At 60.4% G+C, this 16874-nt stretch carries 18 protein-coding genes; 8 read left to right on the top strand and 10 right to left on the bottom strand.

What is annotated here, in order from left to right:
- Positions 1–16: 16 nt before the first annotated feature.
- Together LJX92_RS15585 and aat are read right to left on the bottom strand one after the other, a co-directional pair.
- Positions 17–724, bottom strand: a complete 708-nt coding sequence (locus LJX92_RS15585; protein WP_005789087.1) for an arginyltransferase — start codon at positions 722–724, stop codon at positions 17–19.
- Between the two features lie 56 nt (positions 725–780).
- The gene (gene aat, locus LJX92_RS15580; protein ID WP_005789086.1) at positions 781–1461 is read right to left on the bottom strand and encodes a leucyl/phenylalanyl-tRNA--protein transferase; all 681 of its coding nucleotides are present in this window, start codon (positions 1459–1461) and stop codon (positions 781–783) included.
- Positions 1462–1960: 499 nt separating this feature from the next.
- Here aat and LJX92_RS15575 point away from each other — a divergent pair, with 499 nt between their 5' ends.
- Genes LJX92_RS15575 through cysG form a run of 6 tightly spaced genes read left to right on the top strand, consistent with a single transcriptional unit; the run spans position 1961 to position 9464 of the window.
- Entirely contained in the window at positions 1961–4369 is a 2409-nt protein-coding gene (locus LJX92_RS15575; protein ID WP_005789085.1) for a DNA translocase FtsK, read from the top strand.
- A gap of 56 nt (positions 4370–4425) precedes the next feature.
- Positions 4426–5049 (top strand): outer membrane lipoprotein chaperone LolA, encoded by a 624-nt coding sequence (gene lolA / locus LJX92_RS15570; protein WP_223018501.1) that lies wholly within the window; start codon positions 4426–4428, stop codon positions 5047–5049.
- Positions 5050–5076: 27 nt separating this feature from the next.
- Complete coding sequence (locus LJX92_RS15565) at positions 5077–6399, top strand: replication-associated recombination protein A (protein ID WP_032880626.1); 1323 nt, start codon at positions 5077–5079, stop codon at positions 6397–6399.
- A complete protein-coding gene (gene crcB / locus LJX92_RS15560; protein WP_005789082.1) occupies positions 6399–6773 on the top strand; it encodes a fluoride efflux transporter CrcB in 375 nt (124 codons plus the stop codon). The genes LJX92_RS15565 and crcB overlap by 1 nt, the downstream gene beginning before the upstream one ends.
- 15 nt (positions 6774–6788) lie before the next feature.
- The gene (gene serS / locus LJX92_RS15555; protein ID WP_228308579.1) at positions 6789–8069 is read left to right on the top strand and encodes a serine--tRNA ligase; all 1281 of its coding nucleotides are present in this window, start codon (positions 6789–6791) and stop codon (positions 8067–8069) included.
- A complete protein-coding gene (gene cysG / locus LJX92_RS15550; RefSeq protein ID WP_032880627.1) occupies positions 8070–9464 on the top strand; it encodes a siroheme synthase CysG in 1395 nt (464 codons plus the stop codon).
- Positions 9465–9578: 114 nt separating this feature from the next.
- Here cysG and LJX92_RS15545 read toward each other — a convergent pair whose 3' ends face one another.
- The 6 genes from LJX92_RS15545 to tusD form a co-directional block, all read right to left on the bottom strand.
- Positions 9579–10574: a glutathione S-transferase family protein gene (locus LJX92_RS15545; protein WP_148853505.1), complete on the bottom strand. Its 996-nt coding sequence runs from the start codon at positions 10572–10574 to the stop codon at positions 9579–9581.
- Between the two features lie 88 nt (positions 10575–10662).
- Positions 10663–11664: a glycosyl transferase family protein gene (locus tag LJX92_RS15540; RefSeq protein WP_032880629.1), complete on the bottom strand. Its 1002-nt coding sequence runs from the start codon at positions 11662–11664 to the stop codon at positions 10663–10665.
- Positions 11661–11996 carry a TusE/DsrC/DsvC family sulfur relay protein gene (locus LJX92_RS15535; RefSeq protein ID WP_032880630.1) on the bottom strand — a complete coding sequence of 112 codons (336 nt, stop codon included), beginning with the start codon at positions 11994–11996 and terminating at the stop codon, positions 11661–11663. Before LJX92_RS15535 ends, LJX92_RS15540 begins: the two co-directional genes overlap by 4 nt.
- The gene (gene tusB / locus LJX92_RS15530; protein WP_005789074.1) at positions 11993–12271 is read right to left on the bottom strand and encodes a sulfurtransferase complex subunit TusB; all 279 of its coding nucleotides are present in this window, start codon (positions 12269–12271) and stop codon (positions 11993–11995) included. Before tusB ends, LJX92_RS15535 begins: the two co-directional genes overlap by 4 nt.
- The gene (tusC, locus tag LJX92_RS15525) at positions 12271–12621 is read right to left on the bottom strand and encodes a sulfurtransferase complex subunit TusC (RefSeq protein WP_228308578.1); all 351 of its coding nucleotides are present in this window, start codon (positions 12619–12621) and stop codon (positions 12271–12273) included. Before tusC ends, tusB begins: the two co-directional genes overlap by 1 nt.
- A 1-nt stretch (position 12622) precedes the next feature.
- Positions 12623–13015, bottom strand: a complete 393-nt coding sequence (gene tusD / locus LJX92_RS15520) for a sulfurtransferase complex subunit TusD (protein WP_005789072.1) — start codon at positions 13013–13015, stop codon at positions 12623–12625.
- A 157-nt stretch (positions 13016–13172) separates the two neighbouring features.
- Between tusD and LJX92_RS15515 the strand changes: the two genes are divergently transcribed.
- Complete coding sequence (locus tag LJX92_RS15515) at positions 13173–14348, top strand: CaiB/BaiF CoA transferase family protein (protein ID WP_228308577.1); 1176 nt, start codon at positions 13173–13175, stop codon at positions 14346–14348.
- A 93-nt stretch (positions 14349–14441) separates the two neighbouring features.
- On the opposite strand, the gene LJX92_RS15510 is transcribed toward LJX92_RS15515, so the two are convergent.
- Both LJX92_RS15510 and LJX92_RS15505 read right to left on the bottom strand, forming a co-directional pair.
- A complete protein-coding gene (locus LJX92_RS15510; RefSeq protein WP_003192067.1) occupies positions 14442–14936 on the bottom strand; it encodes a SprT family zinc-dependent metalloprotease in 495 nt (164 codons plus the stop codon).
- 128 nt (positions 14937–15064) lie between these two features.
- Positions 15065–15667, bottom strand: a complete 603-nt coding sequence (locus tag LJX92_RS15505) for a Yip1 family protein (RefSeq protein ID WP_005789070.1) — start codon at positions 15665–15667, stop codon at positions 15065–15067.
- A gap of 348 nt (positions 15668–16015) precedes the next feature.
- Between LJX92_RS15505 and ttcA the strand changes: the two genes are divergently transcribed.
- Positions 16016–16840, top strand: coding sequence for a tRNA 2-thiocytidine(32) synthetase TtcA (gene ttcA / locus LJX92_RS15500; protein WP_044274647.1), 825 nt, complete (start codon positions 16016–16018; stop codon positions 16838–16840).
- Positions 16841–16874 lie beyond the last annotated feature (34 nt).

The following is a 16874-nucleotide window of genomic DNA, read 5'->3' as shown; positions in this document are numbered from 1 at the left end:
TTCAAGCCAAGGGGTTCTAGTTAAGTGTGACCCATCTTTGATTAATCAGCAGCTCAATGGGCCGATATTGGGTCTTGTAGTTCATCTTTTTGCAGTTCTTGATCCAGTATCCGAGGTACACCGCTTCCAGTTCCAGGCGCAGCGCTTCACCTATTTGCCAGAGGATCGCAAAGCGCCCGAGGCTGCGGCGTTCCTCTTCGGGTTCATAGAAGGTGTACACCGCCGACAGGCCGTTGGGCAGCAGGTCGGTCACCGCCACCGCCAGCAGCCGTCCATCGAGGCGGAACTCGTAGAAGCGCGAGAACGGCAGGTCACGTACCAGGAAGGTGGAAAACTGATCACGGCTGGGCGGGAACATGTCGCCATCGGCATGGCGTTGCTCAATGTAGCGCTGATAAAGATCGAAATACTCTTCGCTGTACTGCGGCTTGACCGCGTTTACCGTCAGGTCGGCGTTGCGTTTGAGGATGCGTTTCTGATTGCGATCGGGCAAAAATTGCGCGGCAGGGATGCGCGCCGGCACACACGCGTTGCAATTCTGGCAGTGAGGTCGGTACAGATGATCGCCGCTGCGCCGAAACCCCATCTCCGAGAGGTCGGCGTACACATGCACGTCCATCGGCTGGCTGGGATCGAGGAACAGCGTGGTGGCCTGCTCATCGGGCAGATAGCTGCAAGAGTGGGCTTGAGTGGCATAGAACTTCAAGCGCGCCAGCTCGGTCATGATCAACCCTCGGGATAAGCTTTGGAATAAGTGTAAGCCAGGTAGGCGAAAGTCGCCTACGAAACCCACGGTCCAGAGCTGGGTTGGTCCAAATGCTTGCGCAGCAAGTCAGCGAAGTCGCTGCGCGGTATGGCGCGGGCGCCCAGGCTGTGCAGGTGGTCATTGGGCATCTGGCAGTCGATCAGCACGAAGCCCCACGCCTGCAATTGACGGGTCAATGTGGCGAAACCGAATTTCGAGGCGTTGTCGGCGCGGCTGAACATGGATTCGCCAAAAAACAGCTGGCCCATCGCCAGGCCATACAGGCCACCTACCAGTTCGCCCTGGTCCCACACTTCCACGGAGTGGGCGTAGCCGCGCTTGTGCAGCGCCAGGTAGGCGTTCTGGATGCCCTCGGTGATCCAGGTGCCGTCCGCGTAGGCGCGCGGTGCAGCGCAGGCCTGGATGACGGCGGCGAAATCCTGGTCGAACGTCACGGTATAACGCTGTTGGCGCAGTAGTTTGCCGAGGCTGCGGGACACATGCAGTTCGTCGGGGAAGATCACCGTGCGTGGGTCGGGTGACCACCAGAGGATAGGCTGGCCTTCGGAGAACCACGGAAAGCAGCCATGGCGATAGGCCTGGATCAGGCGTTCGGCCGACAGGTCGCCACCGGCGGCGAGCAGGCCATTGGGTTCGCGCATGGCCTTGGCCAGGGGCGGGAAAGTCAGGTTGTCGCGTTGTAACCAGGTCAGCATGGCATCCAGGCTTATGGAAGGGGAGGGGAGTGGCAGGCAAGGCGTCTGCCGCACAAGCGTTGATTATTGTCGACCCGGCGCCAAGGGGCCAGCCCGATTAAGCCGTGAGGCCGGATTAGCATGAGCGGGTGTTTCTGCAACTCTGCGCATAAGGCGCGGTCGTAATCGGGGCTGGCACATGCCAGCCATTTGCCAAGTTGGCCTGGATTGCCAGATACAGCTCATAAGCCTTTGTCAGCAAAGGCAATGCATGCTCAAATTGAACAGCCTTTGACACTTCGATTGCCAAGGCTGCCAGGTGGAGGGCAAGTGTGTGGCATCGCGCACGCAAACCCGTACAATGCGCCCATTGTGGCGTTATCGCCATTTCACCTATCCGTGACCTGGTGTTAAAAGTAGATTCAGCAACATACGTTCATTTTTCAGCTGCTCGGGATAGGGCAGTCATGTGTAGTCATTCAACAGATGGACGCGCTAAAGGCGCAGGAAAAGACCCGTTTTGAAGAAATCCGCCGCAGCACCTAAAGCAGCAGTCGTACCGGCCTGGCGCCAGCACCTGCATTACCGACTCAAGGAAGGCGCACTGATTGCCATCGGTGCCCTGTGCCTGTTCCTGATGATGGCCTTGCTCACCTATGGCAAGGACGATCCAGGCTGGAGCCATAACAGCAAGATCGACGACGTGCAGAATTTCGGTGGGCCGGTAGGGTCCTACAGCGCCGATATCCTGTTCATGATCCTGGGTTATTTCGCGTACATTTTCCCGCTGCTGCTGGCGATCAAGACCTGGCAGATCTTCCGCCAGCGTCACGAGCCGTGGCAGTGGAGCGGCTGGCTGTTTTCCTGGCGCCTGATCGGCCTGGTGTTCCTAGTGCTGTCCGGCGCGGCGCTGGCGCATATTCACTTCCATGCGCCCACCGGTCTGCCGGCGGGTGCGGGCGGGGCGCTGGGCGAAAGCCTCGGTGACCTGGCGCGCCGCACGCTGAATATCCAGGGCAGCACCTTGATGTTCATCGCGCTGTTCCTGTTCGGCCTCACGGTGTTCACCGACCTGTCATGGTTCAAGGTGATGGACGTGACCGGCAAGATCACCCTTGATCTGTTCGAATTGTTCCAAGGCGCCGCCAACCGCTGGTGGGCTGCCCGTGTGGAGCGCAAGCAGATGGTTGCGCAGCTTCGCGAGGTGGACACTCGTGTCAACGAGGTGGTGGCCCCGAGCACGCCGGATCGGCGCGAGCAGGCCAAGGTCAAGGAGCGCTTGATCGAGCGTGAGCAAGCCCTGAGCAAGCACATGTCGGACCGCGAGAAGCAGGTACCGCCAGTGATCGCTCCGGCACCGCCCAAGGCGCCAGAACCCAGCCATCGCGTACAGAAAGAGAAACAGGCCCCGCTGTTTATCGACAGCGCCGTGGAAGGCACCTTGCCGCCGATCTCGATTCTCGACCCGGCAGAAAAGAAACAGCTCAATTATTCCCCGGAATCCCTGGCGGCCGTCGGCCACTTGCTGGAAATCAAGCTCAAGGAGTTCGGCGTCGAAGTGTCGGTGGATTCGATCCATCCCGGCCCGGTGATTACCCGTTACGAAATCCAGCCGGCCGCCGGTGTAAAAGTCAGCCGTATTTCCAACCTGGCCAAAGACTTGGCCCGTTCCCTGGCCGTGACCAGCGTTCGCGTGGTGGAAGTGATCCCGGGCAAGACCACCGTGGGTATCGAGATTCCCAACGAAGACCGCCAGATCGTGCGTTTCTCCGAAGTGCTGTCGACCCCCGAGTACGACAATTTCAAATCGCCGGTCACCCTGGCCCTCGGCCATGACATCGGCGGCAAGCCGGTGATCACCGACCTGGCGAAAATGCCTCACCTGCTGGTAGCCGGTACCACCGGTTCCGGTAAGTCGGTGGGTGTGAACGCAATGATCCTGTCGATCCTGTTCAAGTCCGGGCCGGATGACGCCAAGCTGATCATGATCGACCCGAAGATGTTGGAACTGTCGATCTACGAAGGCATTCCGCACCTGTTGTGCCCGGTGGTTACCGACATGAAGGACGCCGCCAACGCCCTGCGTTGGAGCGTTGCCGAGATGGAGCGCCGCTACAAGCTGATGGCCAAGATGGGCGTACGTAACCTGTCGGGCTTCAACGCCAAGGTCAAGGAAGCCCAGGACGCCGGCGAACCGCTGACCGACCCGCTGTACAAACGCGAAAACATTCATGACGAGGCCCCGCTGCTGACCAAGCTGCCGACCATCGTGGTGGTGGTCGACGAATTCGCCGACATGATGATGATCGTCGGCAAGAAGGTCGAAGAACTGATCGCGCGTATTGCCCAGAAGGCACGTGCCGCCGGGATTCACTTGATCCTCGCGACTCAGCGCCCGTCGGTGGATGTGATCACCGGCCTGATCAAGGCCAACATCCCGACACGCATGGCGTTCCAGGTATCGAGCAAGATCGACTCACGGACCATCATCGACCAGGGTGGCGCCGAGCAACTGCTGGGCCACGGTGACATGCTCTACATGCCGCCGGGCACCAGCCTGCCGATTCGCGTTCACGGTGCCTTTGTGTCCGATGACGAAGTACACCGCGTGGTCGAAGCCTGGAAACTGCGCGGCGCCCCGGAATACAACGACGACATCCTCGCAGGCGTCGAAGAGGCCGGCAGCGGTTTTGACGGTGGCAGCGGCGGTGGCGACGATGATGCCGAAACCGACGCGCTGTACGATGAGGCCGTGGCCTTCGTGCTGGAAAGCCGTCGCGCCTCTATCTCCGCAGTGCAACGCAAGTTGAAAATCGGCTACAACCGCGCTGCCCGCATGATCGAAGCCATGGAACACGCCGGCGTCGTCACCGCAATGAACACCAACGGCTCGCGTGAAATCATCGCCCCCGGGCAGATGCGCGACTGACCCCGGTGCCGCGTGGTAACACGCGGCACCGCCCTGACTACTCAATGAGGACTCCCATGCGCTTTATCCGCATGCTGTTGTTGCCGGCACTGGCCCTGACCGCTGTTTCGGCTCACGCTGACCCGGCTTCCGTCGCCAGCCTGAAGAATCTGTTGGACAAATCCCAGACCCTGACCGCGCGCTTCTCCCAACTGACCCTGGATGCCGGTGGCACCCAGTTGCAGGAAACCGCCGGTGAGATGGCTGTGCAGCGCCCTGGGTTGTTCTACTGGCATACCGAAGGCAAGGCTGAGCAGACCATCGTTTCCGATGGCCAGAAGGTCACCCTGTGGGACCCGGACCTGGAACAGGCGACCATCAAGAAGCTCGATCCACGCCTGAACCAGACACCCGCACTGCTGCTGTCGGGTGACGTGTCGAAAATCAACGACAGCTTCGACATCACTTCCAAACAGACCAGCAACGTGATCGAGTTCACCCTCAAGCCAAAATCCAAGGACACGCTGTTTGACACGCTGTCCCTGTCGTTCGGCAACGGTGTGATCAATAACATGCGCCTGGTCGACAGCGTTGGCCAGCGCACCGATATCCTGTTTTCCGGGGTCAAGGCCAACCAGCCGGTGCCCGCGTCCAAGTTCAAGTTCGCCATCCCCAAGGGTGCCGACGTGATCCAGGAATAACCTGCCGAGAGGTTTCAAGCGCTGCCCATGGATCTGTTTCGAAGTGACCCGATTGCCCAGCCCCTGGCCGCACGCTTGCGTTCGACCAACCTGGATGAGTACGTCGGTCAGGAACACCTGCTCGCTCGCGGCAAGCCCTTGCGCGAAGCGCTGGAGCAGGGCGCGCTGCACTCGATGATTTTCTGGGGCCCGCCGGGCGTGGGCAAGACCACCCTGGCGCGGCTGCTGGCGAAAGTCTCGGATGCCCACTTTGAAACGGTCTCGGCGGTGCTTGCCGGGGTCAAGGAAATCCGCCAGGCGGTGGAAGTCGCCAAGCAGCAGGCCGGCCAGTACGGCAAGCGCACCATCCTGTTTGTCGACGAAGTGCATCGCTTCAACAAGTCGCAGCAGGATGCGTTCCTGCCGTATGTTGAAGACGGCACCTTGATCTTTATCGGCGCCACCACTGAAAACCCTTCGTTTGAACTCAACAACGCCTTGTTGTCGCGAGCGCGTGTCTACGTGCTCAAAAGCCTGGACGAGGCGGCGATGCAAAAGCTGCTGCAGCGGGCCTTGAATGAAGACAAGGGCCTGGGCAAGCGCCATCTGAGCGTCAGTGAAGAAGGCTTCAAGATCCTGCTCACCGCCGCAGATGGCGATGGCAGGCGTTTTCTCAACCTGCTGGAAAACGCTTCGGACCTGGCTGAAGACGGCGGTGAAATTGGCGTCGATCTGCTGCAAAGCCTGCTGGGTGATACGCGCCGGCGATTCGACAAGGGCGGTGAAGCTTTCTACGACCAGATTTCCGCGCTGCACAAGTCCGTGCGCGGCTCCAACCCGGACGGTGCGCTGTACTGGTTCGCACGCATGATCGACGGCGGTTGCGATCCGTTGTACCTGGCCCGTCGCGTGGTGCGCATGGCCAGCGAAGACATCGGCAATGCCGACCCGCGAGCCCTGAGCCTGTGCCTGGCGGCTTGGGAGGTGCAGGAGCGCCTCGGCAGCCCGGAAGGCGAGTTGGCGGTGGCCCAGGCCATCACCTACCTGGCCTGCGCACCGAAAAGCAACGCGGTGTACATGGGCTTCAAGTCGGCGCTGCGAGCGGCGGCTGAACATGGTTCGCTGGAAGTGCCGATGCACTTGCGCAACGCGCCGACCAAACTGATGAAGCAGCTGGGTTACGGTGACGAATATCGCTACGCTCATGACGAACCGGATGCCTATGCAGCCGGCGAAGACTACTTCCCCGATGCGCTGGAACCGTTGCCGCTCTACCAGCCAGTGCCCCGTGGGCTGGAGCTGAAGATCGGCGAAAAGCTCAACCATCTGGCCCAACTCGACCGTCTCAGCCCCCGTCAGCGGAGAAAGTAGTGCTCAAGACGATTCTTGCCGTGTCCGCAGCCGGCATCGCTGGTACATTATTGCGTTTCGCCACCAGCACCTGGGTCAGCGCCCAGTGGCCGAAGCATTTTTATGCGGCGACCCTGGCAGTCAACCTGGTGGGCTGTTTGATTATCGGGCTGTTGTACGGCTGGTTCCTGTTGCGCCCGGAAGTGCCGATTGAAATTCGTGCCGGCTTGATTGTCGGTTTTGTAGGCGGTCTGACGACCTTTTCATCCTTTTCACTGGATACGCTGCGCCTGCTGGAAAGCGGGCAGGCCCTGGTCGCCTTCGGGTACCTGGGCATCAGCGTGTTCGGCGGGCTGCTCGCCACCTGGGCCGGCCTGTCCTTGACCAAACTTTGATAACGAGAGACCGACATGCTCGATTCCAAACTGTTACGTAGCAACCTTCAGGACGTAGCGGACCGCCTGGCATCCCGTGGCTTTGCCTTGGATGTTGCGCGCATCGAAGCGCTGGAAGAACAGCGCAAGACCGTCCAGACCCGCACCGAAGCACTGCAGGCTGAGCGTAATGCGCGTTCCAAGTCCATTGGCCAGGCCAAACAGCGCGGCGAAGACATCGCACCGCTGATGGCGGATGTCGAGCGTATGGGCACTGAGCTGTCCAACGGCAAAACCGAGCTGGAAGGCATCCAGACCGAGCTGGACTCGATCCTGCTGGGCATTCCGAACCTGCCCCACGAATCCGTGCCGGTAGGCGAAGACGAAGACGGCAACGTTGAAGTACGCCGCTGGGGCACGCCCAAAACCTTCGATTTCGAGATCAAGGACCATGTGGCCCTGGGCGAATTGACCGGTGGCCTGGATTTCGAGACCGCGGCAAAAATGTCCGGTGCCCGTTTCGCTTTGCTGCGTGGCCCGATCGCCCGTATGCACCGTGCGCTGGCGCAGTTCATGATCAACCTGCACACCGGTGAGCATGGCTACGAAGAAGCCTACACCCCGTACCTGGTCCAAGCGCCGGCGCTGATGGGTACCAGCCAGTTGCCGAAATTCGAAGAAGACCTGTTCAAGATCACTCGCGACGGCGAAGCCGATCTGTACCTGATCCCGACCGCCGAGGTGTCGCTGACCAATATCGTCGCCGGCGAAATCCTCGATGCCAAGCAACTGCCGTTGAAGCTGGTTGCCCACAGCCCGTGCTTTCGTAGTGAAGCCGGCGCATCGGGTCGCGATACGCGCGGCATGATCCGCCAACACCAGTTCGACAAGGTCGAGATGGTGCAGGTGGTCGAGCCGTCGACCTCCATGGAAGCCCTGGAAGGCCTGACCGCCAATGCCGAACGCGTTCTGCAACTGTTGGAGCTGCCGTACCGCGTACTGGCGCTGTGCACCGGCGACATGGGCTTCAGCGCTGTGAAGACCTACGATTTGGAAGTGTGGGTACCGAGCCAGGACAAGTACCGCGAAATTTCGTCGTGCTCCAACTGCGGTGATTTCCAGGCCCGTCGTATGCAGGCGCGTTTCCGCAACCCGGAAACCGGCAAGCCGGAGTTGGTGCACACCCTTAACGGTTCGGGCCTGGCCGTAGGCCGTACCTTGGTGGCCGTGCTGGAAAACTACCAGCAGGCTGACGGTTCGATCCGTGTACCTGAGGTGCTCAAGCCGTACATGGGCGGCGTTGAGGTCATCGCCTAAATGGAATTTCTGCCGCTGTTTCATAACCTGCGCGGCAGTCGAGTGTTGGTCGTCGGTGGTGGGGAGATTGCCTTGCGCAAATCCCGGCTGCTGGCCGACGCCGGTGCGTTGCTGCGGGTGGTTGCTCCCCAGATCGAAGACCAGTTGCGTGAACTGGTACTGGGCAGTGGCGGGGAACTGATTTTGCGCGGTTATCAGGAGGCTGACCTGGAGGGTTGCACCCTGATCATCGCGGCAACGGACGACGAGCCGCTGAACGCGCAAGTGTCCAGTGAGGCCAAGCGCCGTTGCGTGCCGGTCAATGTTGTAGATGCGCCGGCCTTGTGCAGCGTGATCTTCCCGGCGATTGTCGACCGTTCGCCGTTGGTAATTGCGGTGTCCAGCGGCGGCGACGCGCCGGTGCTGGCGCGCTTGATCCGCGCCAAGCTGGAAACCTGGATTCCGTCCACCTACGGCCAATTGGCCGGTTTGGCCGCGCGTTTTCGCGCCCAGGTCAAAGGTTTGTACCCGGATGTGCAGCAGCGCCGTGCGTTCTGGGAAGAGGTGTTCCAAGGGCCGATTGCCGACCGTCAACTGGCCGGGCAGGGCGATGAAGCTGAGCGCCTGTTGATCGAAAAGGTCAATGGCGCGCCACCTTATGCACCCGGCGAGGTGTACCTGGTGGGTGCAGGCCCGGGTGACCCGGATTTGCTCACTTTTCGCGCCCTGCGCCTGATGCAGCAGGCCGACGTGGTGCTGTACGACCGTCTGGTGGCGCCGGCGATCCTGGAACTGTGCCGTCGTGATGCCGAGCGGGTTTACGTCGGCAAGCGGCGTGCCGACCACGCGGTGCCTCAGGATAAGATCAACCAGCAACTGGTCGACCTAGCCAAGCAAGGCAAGCGCGTGCTGCGCCTCAAGGGCGGCGATCCGTTCATTTTTGGGCGCGGTGGTGAAGAGATCGAGGAATTGGCGGCCCATGGCATCCCGTTCCAGGTGGTGCCAGGGATCACGGCGGCCAGTGGTTGTGCCGCGTATGCCGGGATTCCGCTGACGCACCGTGACTATGCGCAATCGGTGCGCTTCATCACCGGGCACCTGAAGAACAATACGTCGGATCTGCCCTGGCAGGACTTGGTCGGGCCGTCGCAGACCCTGGTGTTCTACATGGGCTTGATTGGCTTGCCGATCATTTGCGAGCAGCTGATCAAGCACGGGCGCTCGGCGGACACACCGGCCGCTTTGATCCAGCAGGGCACCACTTCCAACCAGCGTGTGTTTACCGGCACCCTGGCGGACTTGCCGCGCATGGTGGCGGAGCATGAAGTGCATGCGCCGACGCTGGTGATCGTGGGTGAGGTAGTGGTACTGCGCGAGAAGCTCAAATGGTTCGAAGGGGCTCAGTCTCAGGTCTGAGCCTTAAAAGCATCGGGAGCAAGCCCCCTCCCACATTTTGGTTTGTGAACACAGTCAAAATGTGGGAGGGGGCTTGCTCCCGATGAGGCCATCAAATACAACCGATAATCCAGATCAGCTAAAGACACCTTTACCTGAAAGTCGCGCCCGATCATGGCTGTTGTCAAACTCTTGCAACGGCCCCTTCGGCACAATCCCCGTCGGGTTGATCGTGCGATGGCTGGCATAGTAATGCCCCTTGATATGGGCAAAGTCCACCGTCTCGGCCACGTCCGGCCACTGATACATCTCCCTTAGCCAATTCGACAAATTCGCATAATCGGCAATCCGCCGCAGGTTGCACTTGAAGTGGCTGTAATACACCGCGTCAAAGCGAATCAACGTGGTAAACAGCCGCACATCCGCCTCTGTCAGGTACTCACCGGCCAGATAACGATGCTGGCCCAGGTGTTGTTCCAAATGATCCAGCTCGGCAAACACATCATCAAACGCACGTTCATACGCCTGTTGTGACGTGGCAAAACCTGCGCGGTATACGCCGTTGTTCACGGCCGGGTAGATACGCTCGTTCAGGGCGTCGATGGTCGGACGCAGCGTGTCGGGATAAAAATCCAGCGTATTGCCGGTCAGCCCGTTGAACGCGTTGTTGAACATGCGGATGATTTCCGCCGATTCATTGCTGACGATGCGCTTGAGTTTTTTGTCCCACAGCACCGGCACGGTGACGCGCCCGGTGTAGTCGGCCGTATCGGCGGTGTAGCGCTGGTGCATGAAGGCCAGATCGTCCAGTTTGTCACCGCTGGAGCCGTGGGCCTTGTCGAAGGTCCAGCCGTTTTCCAGCATCAACCAGCTGACCACTGACACGTCGATCAGGCTTTCCAGGCCTTTGAGCTTGCGCAGGATCAAGGTGCGGTGCGCCCAGGGGCAGGCCAGTGACACATAGAGGTGATAGCGGCCAGCCTCAGCCTTGAAGCCACCTTCGCCACTCGGGCCGGGCGCGCCATCGGCGGTCACCCAGTTGCGGCGTTGTGCCTGTTCCCGTTGGAAAGCGCCATCTGCGCTACTTTCATACCACTGGTCTTTCCACTGTCCTTCAATCAGCAAACCCATGACTGGCTCCTTGGCTGTTAAACGTTGGAGTCCAGTCTAAAGGGATGAGTTCGAACTAAAAGCGCAAAGACCGGGGGTGAATGATCGACTAAATCGATTTATCCCGTGCATCCCAGTATTGCTGGGCCAGTTCGAAGGCCTGTTGCCGCGGGTGGCCGAGACCGCGCAACGCCAGGGCCATGGTGGCGATCAGCGCCAGTTGCGGGTAGCTGTCCTCGACTTCGCCACGCCACAACGCTTTCAACTGTTCAGGCTCAAGCGTCGCCGGTTTGACGTGACGCTGGGCGGAGAGCGCGGGCCACTCTTCGTCCCAACTCTGGCCGCCGGTGGTGCCATACAGGTGACTGAGGGTGTCGGGGTTGATTTCGATCTCGCCGCCGTCGCCCTTGACCACGATCACATTGTCCCCGAGCAGGCCGCTGGCATCGCGGTGTACGCCCTGGTAGCCCGGGTGGAAGATGCTTTGCAGGCCGCAGCGCGCATTCAGCGGGTTAAGCAGCCGCGCCAGGGAATGAATGGGCGAGCGCAGGCCGAGGGTGTTGCGCAGGTCGATCATGCGTTGCAATTGCGGCGCCCAGTCGCCCAGCGGGATAAAGGCCAGGTTGCCCTGCTCGAAGGCGCTTCCCACCTGCTGCCAATTGCGGCACAGCGGGATCTGCAGCGTCTCCAGCAGTTGCTCGGTGTACAGCCGGCCCGCCGTGTGGGCACCGCCGCCGTGCATCAGAATGCGCACACCGTTTTGCGCCAGGCACTTGGCCGCCAACAGAAACCACGGCAGATGGCGCTTTTTGCCGGCGTAAGTCGGCCAGTCGATATCCACGTTCAACGCCGGTGCATCCAGGCGTTCACGTACCGCTTCGGTGAAACCGGCGAGTTCTTCCGGGCTCTCTTCTTTGTGACGCAGCAGCATCAAAAAGGCGCCGAGCTGGGTGTCTTCGACCTTTTCGTCGAGCAACATGCCCATGGCTTGCCGCGCTTCTTCGCGGGTGAGGTTGCGTGCGCCGCGCTTGCCTTTGCCGAGGATGCGTACGAACTGGGCAAAAGGGTGCTCTTCGGGCGTGTTGAGGGTCAAGGGGGCGAAGTCGGTCATAAGCAATTCGTCGGCCTGGGCAGGCCCGCCAACTTGGCGGCGAGTTTGGCGGGAGTGCCGTTGAACAGTTTGTTTAGATGCAGGCTGTTGCCCTTTTCCGGGCCCAGTTTCAAGGCGGTGTACTTGATCAGCGGGCGTGTGGCAGGGGACAGCTGGAATTCGGTATAGAACTGGCGCAGCAGCTTGAGGATTTCCCAGTGATCCGCGGTCAGCTCCAGGGCTTCGGCAGCGGCCAGGGCGTGCGCCACCTCATCGGACCAGTCATTGAGGTCGACGAGGTAACCGTCCTTGTCCAGTTCGAGGCTGCGTGTGCCGACGGTCAGGGTGTTCATAGCCAGGTGTTGACCTTGTCGTAGTCGATCGACAGTTGCACGAAACCTGGATAATCCACGCTGTCAGCCCAGTCGGGAAGCGGCAGGTTGCGCGCCTGCATGTCTTCGGCCAGTACAAAGACCTTCACGCCTTTGCTTTGCAGGGCGGGCGTGTGCAGCGCGTAGGCACCGTCGCCACACAGCAGGATTGCGTCCTGAGCGCCGCAGATGCGCAGGCAGCTGTCGAGGCGGCTGTCGGTAAAGGGAGAGTGAGACACCACATGTAGAGTCGACATCAGAGGGTAATCACCTGGTCGTAACGATCAATCAGCTCGCAAATGGCTTGGCTGTGCAGCGTCTGCGCATGGGCGGGCGGCAGCAACCCGCGTGCGGACAGGCTGTGGCCGCAGGCGAACACGTCATCAATGCCGAACAGGCCCAATGCCTGCAGGTTGGCGCTCAGGTCTTTTTGTTGCACGGCCTTGGCGGCCTGATGCGGCGCCAGCTGGAACACACCGTCATCCAGAAACAGCAGACCAATGGGCAGATCAAACGCGCCACCAGCCAGCACGATATCCAGTGCTTCCCGCGCACTTGGCCCGGACCACGGCGCCTGTCGGCTGATCACCAATAAGGATTTGGACATCTCACGGCCCTCCAAAACAGATCAGGCGGTCGGCATCCTGGATCGCGTCATGCAATTGCCCAAGGCCCGATAACGCCCATGGCGCCTGCAGATTGACCGCGCTGCGTTGATAGCGTGCGGCCTCCTCGGCGTTCAGCACACCACGGCGCAAGGCGGCGGCGATGCACACCACGCCGTCGAGCTGGTGCTGGCTGACAAACTCGCGCCATTGGCGCGCAATGTCTGGCTCGTCCTGGGGCGCTACGATGTTATTGGACGCGCTGTACACGCCATCCTGATAAAAAAACAGCCGCACAATCTCATGCCCGCCCGCCAGCGCTGCTTGTGCGAACAGCAGGGCGCGGCGCGAGGAGGGCGCGTGGGCGGCGCTATACAGTGCAATCGCGAACTTCATGGGAGACTCTGCCAACAAACGTCGGCCAATGATAAAGCCGCCGCCGCGAAAAAGCCCGCCGTGATCAAAACGGTCACTGTCGCTGATCGTTCTGACGATTGCCGGCAGGCGCAAGGCTGCCTAGTCTGTGGGGATTCGCAACCCGGATGGAGTCCGTATGTCAGGTCCCTTGGCGTCCCTTAAAGTGCTGGATTTTTCCACCTTGCTGCCTGGCCCGTTTGCCTCGTTGATGCTGGCAGACATGGGCGCCCAGGTGCTGCGTATCGAATCGCCCACGCGCATGGACCTGTTGCGGGTGTTGCCGCCCCATGACCGCGGTACCTCGGCGAGCCACGCGTATTTGAACCGCAACAAGCGCAGCCTGGCCCTGGACCTCAAGCAGGCCGAGGCGGTGGAGATCGTGCGTGAGCTGGTCAAGAGTCATGACATCCTGCTCGAACAGTTTCGCCCTGGGGTTATGGAGCGCCTGGGACTGGGTTATGAGGCGCTGAAGGCGATCAATCCCGGGTTGATTTATGTGTCGATTACCGGCTACGGCCAGACCGGCCCTTACAAGGACCGCGCCGGGCACGATATCAATTACCTGGCGTTGGCCGGTGTGGCCAGTCACACCGGGCGGAGGGACAGCGGGCCGTTGCCGCTGGGCGTGCAACTGGCGGACGTGGCAGGTGGTTCGCTGCATGCGGTGGTGGGCTTGCTGGCGGCGGTGATTGCCAGGCAGCAGAGCGGAGTGGGGCAATACCTGGATGTGAGCATGACCGATTGTTCGTTCAGCCTGAACGCCATGGTCGGGGCTGGCTATCTAGCCTGCGGAGTGGAGCCGGAGTGGGAGAACCATGTACTCAATGGTGGCAGTTTTTACGATTACTATCGCACTCGCGATGGGCGCTGGATGTCGGTGGGGAGTTTGGAGCCGGCCTTTATGCAGCAGTTGTGCGAGGCACTGGGCAGGCCGGAGCTGGCGGCCCACAGCGTGAAGCCAGAGCAGCAGGCAGTGCTCAAGCAGGCCCTGCAGGTGGAATTCGAGAAGCGCAGTTTTGAAGAATTGTGTGAGTTGTTTGCCGGGGTGGATGCGTGTGTGGAACCGGTGTTGAGCCTGGCGGAGGCTGTTGAGCATCCGCAGTTGAAGGCGCGGGAGTTGGTCAGCTATGTGCCCCGGGAGGATGGCTCGACACAAGCGCAATTGGCCTGCCCGCTGAAGTTCTCAGAAGGGTTGCCGGCCCCCAGGCATATTGGGGTGGCGGTGGGGGCGCATAGTGATGAGGTGTTGGTGGAGTTGGGGATCAGTGCTCAGCGGATAGATGAATTGCGTCAGGCCAAGGTTGTAGGTTGACTGAGCCGACGCTTTCGCAGGCAAGCCAGCTCCCACATTTTGATTGCGTTCACAGATCCAGATGTGGGAGCTGGCTTGCCTGCGAAGAGGCCCTCATTCCACCCGAGTTTCCCCGGTGAACACCAGAGTCTGCCGACACCGCCGACACAAATACCGCCGCCCCTGGTTCACCAGGCCATGGCGCTGCGGCGAGAACGGGAAGTCACTGTCCGCGCACGGGCAGCGGTAGATATAACGGGTCACCTGGCGGCGCTTGACCTCATAGGTATGGCAGCGGTCCGGCGGCAATTCGTAAACCCCACGCATGATCAACTGCCATTCCTCGCCATGGGGCTGTATACGCTCGCCAAACAACTGGTGGGCAATCAGGTGCGCCACTTCGTGGGCCACGGTTTGCTTGAGAAAATGCTGGCTGTTTTCACGGTACAACTGAGGGTTGAAGCGCAGCAGGTTCTCGTGCAAATGCGCGACACCGGCTTTCTGGCCCCGCAGCTTGAGGCTGACCTGGGGGCGTTTGAAGCTTCGTTTGAAAAAGGATTCGGCTTGCAGGAAACAATCTTCGACGCGGGTATTGAGTTGCTCGGGCATGCTGTACAAATCTCCAGAGACGCCCAGTATGCCGCAAAGCAGGGTGTTTCCGAATCTGTCAGGCGCCGAATGGTCATGCATAACGCACAAAGCCACCTTGCGGTGGCCTTGCCTGCGGGTTGAGTTGCCTAGTTGGTGTAGATGGGCCCTACGCCCAGGCCCCACACAATCACGGTAAACGCCATGATCGCCACCAGTACCACCAGGCCCACGGCCAATACCGAACTGGAAAACAGGAAGCCTTCGTCCGGGTCGATACTCATGAAGGTCGGCAGCCCCACATACAGCAGGTACACCGTGTAGCAAATGGCCGCCGTGCCGACCACCATGCCCAGCCACATATGCGGGTAGAGTGCCGCCAGCCCGCCGACAAACAGTGGTGTTGCGGTATAGGTGGCGAAGGCCACGCAGCGTGCCATGCTGGGGCTGGCGTCGTAGGTGCGGGCCATCCAGTGAATGAACGCGCCCATCACCGCCACGCCGCCAAGCATGGCCGCGTACGACATGAGCGTCATCCACAGTGCGCTTTCCTGGGTCAACATCACCGGCGCCCGGTTGCCGATGACCCAGCCAACCTGGGTGGTGCCGATAAAGGCGGACACGGCGGGGATCGCCGCGAGAATCAGGGTGTGAGTGAGGTACATGTGGCCGATACTTTCTTCTTTATCGCCACGGATTTCCCGCCATTCCTGGTCGGGATGGGTAAAAAGCCCCACGACGTGATGGATCATGCCAGTCACTCCTGTCGTTATTACCATCGCCCCCCATCGGAGCGCCCACCGGCCAGATGGCCTAAAGGTCTGGATATGTGTGCGACCTCAAGTCGCAGTATAGGAAGTGATGACCGGAATAACTGTAGGGCCTTTAGAGCAAATTGCGCTGTAAACAGGGCGCTTAATCGCGGTGGGGTCTGTCAAATGTGGGAGGGGGCTTGCTCCCGATAGCGGTGTGCCAGGCACTACAAGTGGTGGCTGATGCACCGCTATCGGGAGCAAGCCCCCTCTCACATTGAATGTAGGTACTCGACATCGCTAAAATACCCGGCTTTTAGTCACACACCTTCAGCGGATCCAAGCGCCATGGGCACTCTTACGGTCAACCAGAACAAACTGCAAAAACGCCTGCGTCGCCTGGCCGGTGAAGCGGTCGCCGATTTCAACATGATCGAGGACGGCGACAAGGTCATGGTCTGCCTCTCTGGTGGCAAAGACAGCTACACCATGCTCGACGTATTGCTGCACTTGCAAAAGGTCGCGCCGATCAAGTTCGAGATCGTGGCGGTGAACATGGACCAGAAGCAACCCGGCTTCCCCGAGCACGTATTGCCGGCCTACCTCAAGGAATTGGGCGTTGAATACCACATCGTCGAGAAAGACACCTACTCGGTGGTCAAGGAGCTGATCCCGGAAGGCAAGACCACCTGCTCGCTGTGCTCGCGCCTGCGCCGTGGCACGCTCTACACCTTTGCCGACGAGATCGGCGCGACCAAGATGGCCCTGGGTCATCACCGCGATGACATCGTCGAGACCTTCTTCCTGAATATGTTCTTCAATGGCTCGCTCAAGGCCATGCCGCCCAAGCTGCGCGCCGATGACGGGCGCAATGTGGTAATCCGCCCGCTGGCGTATTGCAACGAGAAGGACATCCAAGCGTACTCCGACTTCAAGCAATTCCCGATCATCCCCTGCAACCTGTGCGGCTCCCAGGAAAACCTGCAGCGCCAGGTGGTCAAGGAAATGCTGCTGGACTGGGAGCGCAAGACCCCCGGGCGTACCGAGAGCATCTTCCGCAGCCTGCAAAATGTGATCCCGTCTCAACTGGCTGATCGCAACCTGTTCGATTTCACCAGCTTGAAAATCGATGAGACGGCCGCATCGCGTTTCGTCAATGTAGTGAACCTCTAAGCCTCGTCGAGGCTCTAGTAAACGGCGCTTGCGG

The organism is Pseudomonas sp. HN8-3 (assembly GCF_020790195.1).
GTDB classification, from domain to species: Bacteria; Pseudomonadota; Gammaproteobacteria; order Pseudomonadales; family Pseudomonadaceae; genus Aquipseudomonas; species Aquipseudomonas synxantha_A.
The sequence above is the reverse complement of the archived record's forward strand: the minus strand, read 5'-3'. Positions and strand labels throughout refer to the sequence as shown.

Excerpts from the sequence above, each read along its gene's own strand:
- LJX92_RS15585 (WP_005789087.1), bottom strand. The coding sequence starts at position 724 with ATGACCGAGCTGGCGCGCTTGAAGTTCTATGCCACTCAAGCCCACTCT.
- aat (WP_005789086.1), bottom strand. The coding sequence starts at position 1,461 with ATGCTGACCTGGTTACAACGCGACAACCTGACTTTCCCGCCCCTGGCC.
- lolA (WP_223018501.1), top strand. The coding sequence starts at position 4,426 with ATGCGCTTTATCCGCATGCTGTTGTTGCCGGCACTGGCCCTGACCGCT.
- LJX92_RS15565 (WP_032880626.1), top strand. The coding sequence starts at position 5,077 with ATGGATCTGTTTCGAAGTGACCCGATTGCCCAGCCCCTGGCCGCACGC.
- serS (WP_228308579.1), top strand. The coding sequence starts at position 6,789 with ATGCTCGATTCCAAACTGTTACGTAGCAACCTTCAGGACGTAGCGGAC.
- cysG (WP_032880627.1), top strand. The coding sequence starts at position 8,070 with ATGGAATTTCTGCCGCTGTTTCATAACCTGCGCGGCAGTCGAGTGTTG.
- LJX92_RS15545 (WP_148853505.1), bottom strand. The coding sequence starts at position 10,574 with ATGGGTTTGCTGATTGAAGGACAGTGGAAAGACCAGTGGTATGAAAGT.
- LJX92_RS15540 (WP_032880629.1), bottom strand. The coding sequence starts at position 11,664 with ATGACCGACTTCGCCCCCTTGACCCTCAACACGCCCGAAGAGCACCCT.
- LJX92_RS15535 (WP_032880630.1), bottom strand. The coding sequence starts at position 11,996 with ATGAACACCCTGACCGTCGGCACACGCAGCCTCGAACTGGACAAGGAC.
- tusB (WP_005789074.1), bottom strand. The coding sequence starts at position 12,271 with ATGTCGACTCTACATGTGGTGTCTCACTCTCCCTTTACCGACAGCCGC.
- tusC (WP_228308578.1), bottom strand. The coding sequence starts at position 12,621 with ATGTCCAAATCCTTATTGGTGATCAGCCGACAGGCGCCGTGGTCCGGG.
- tusD (WP_005789072.1), bottom strand. The coding sequence starts at position 13,015 with ATGAAGTTCGCGATTGCACTGTATAGCGCCGCCCACGCGCCCTCCTCG.
- LJX92_RS15515 (WP_228308577.1), top strand. The coding sequence starts at position 13,173 with ATGTCAGGTCCCTTGGCGTCCCTTAAAGTGCTGGATTTTTCCACCTTG.
- LJX92_RS15510 (WP_003192067.1), bottom strand. The coding sequence starts at position 14,936 with ATGCCCGAGCAACTCAATACCCGCGTCGAAGATTGTTTCCTGCAAGCC.
- LJX92_RS15505 (WP_005789070.1), bottom strand. The coding sequence starts at position 15,667 with ATGATCCATCACGTCGTGGGGCTTTTTACCCATCCCGACCAGGAATGG.
- ttcA (WP_044274647.1), top strand. The coding sequence starts at position 16,016 with ATGGGCACTCTTACGGTCAACCAGAACAAACTGCAAAAACGCCTGCGT.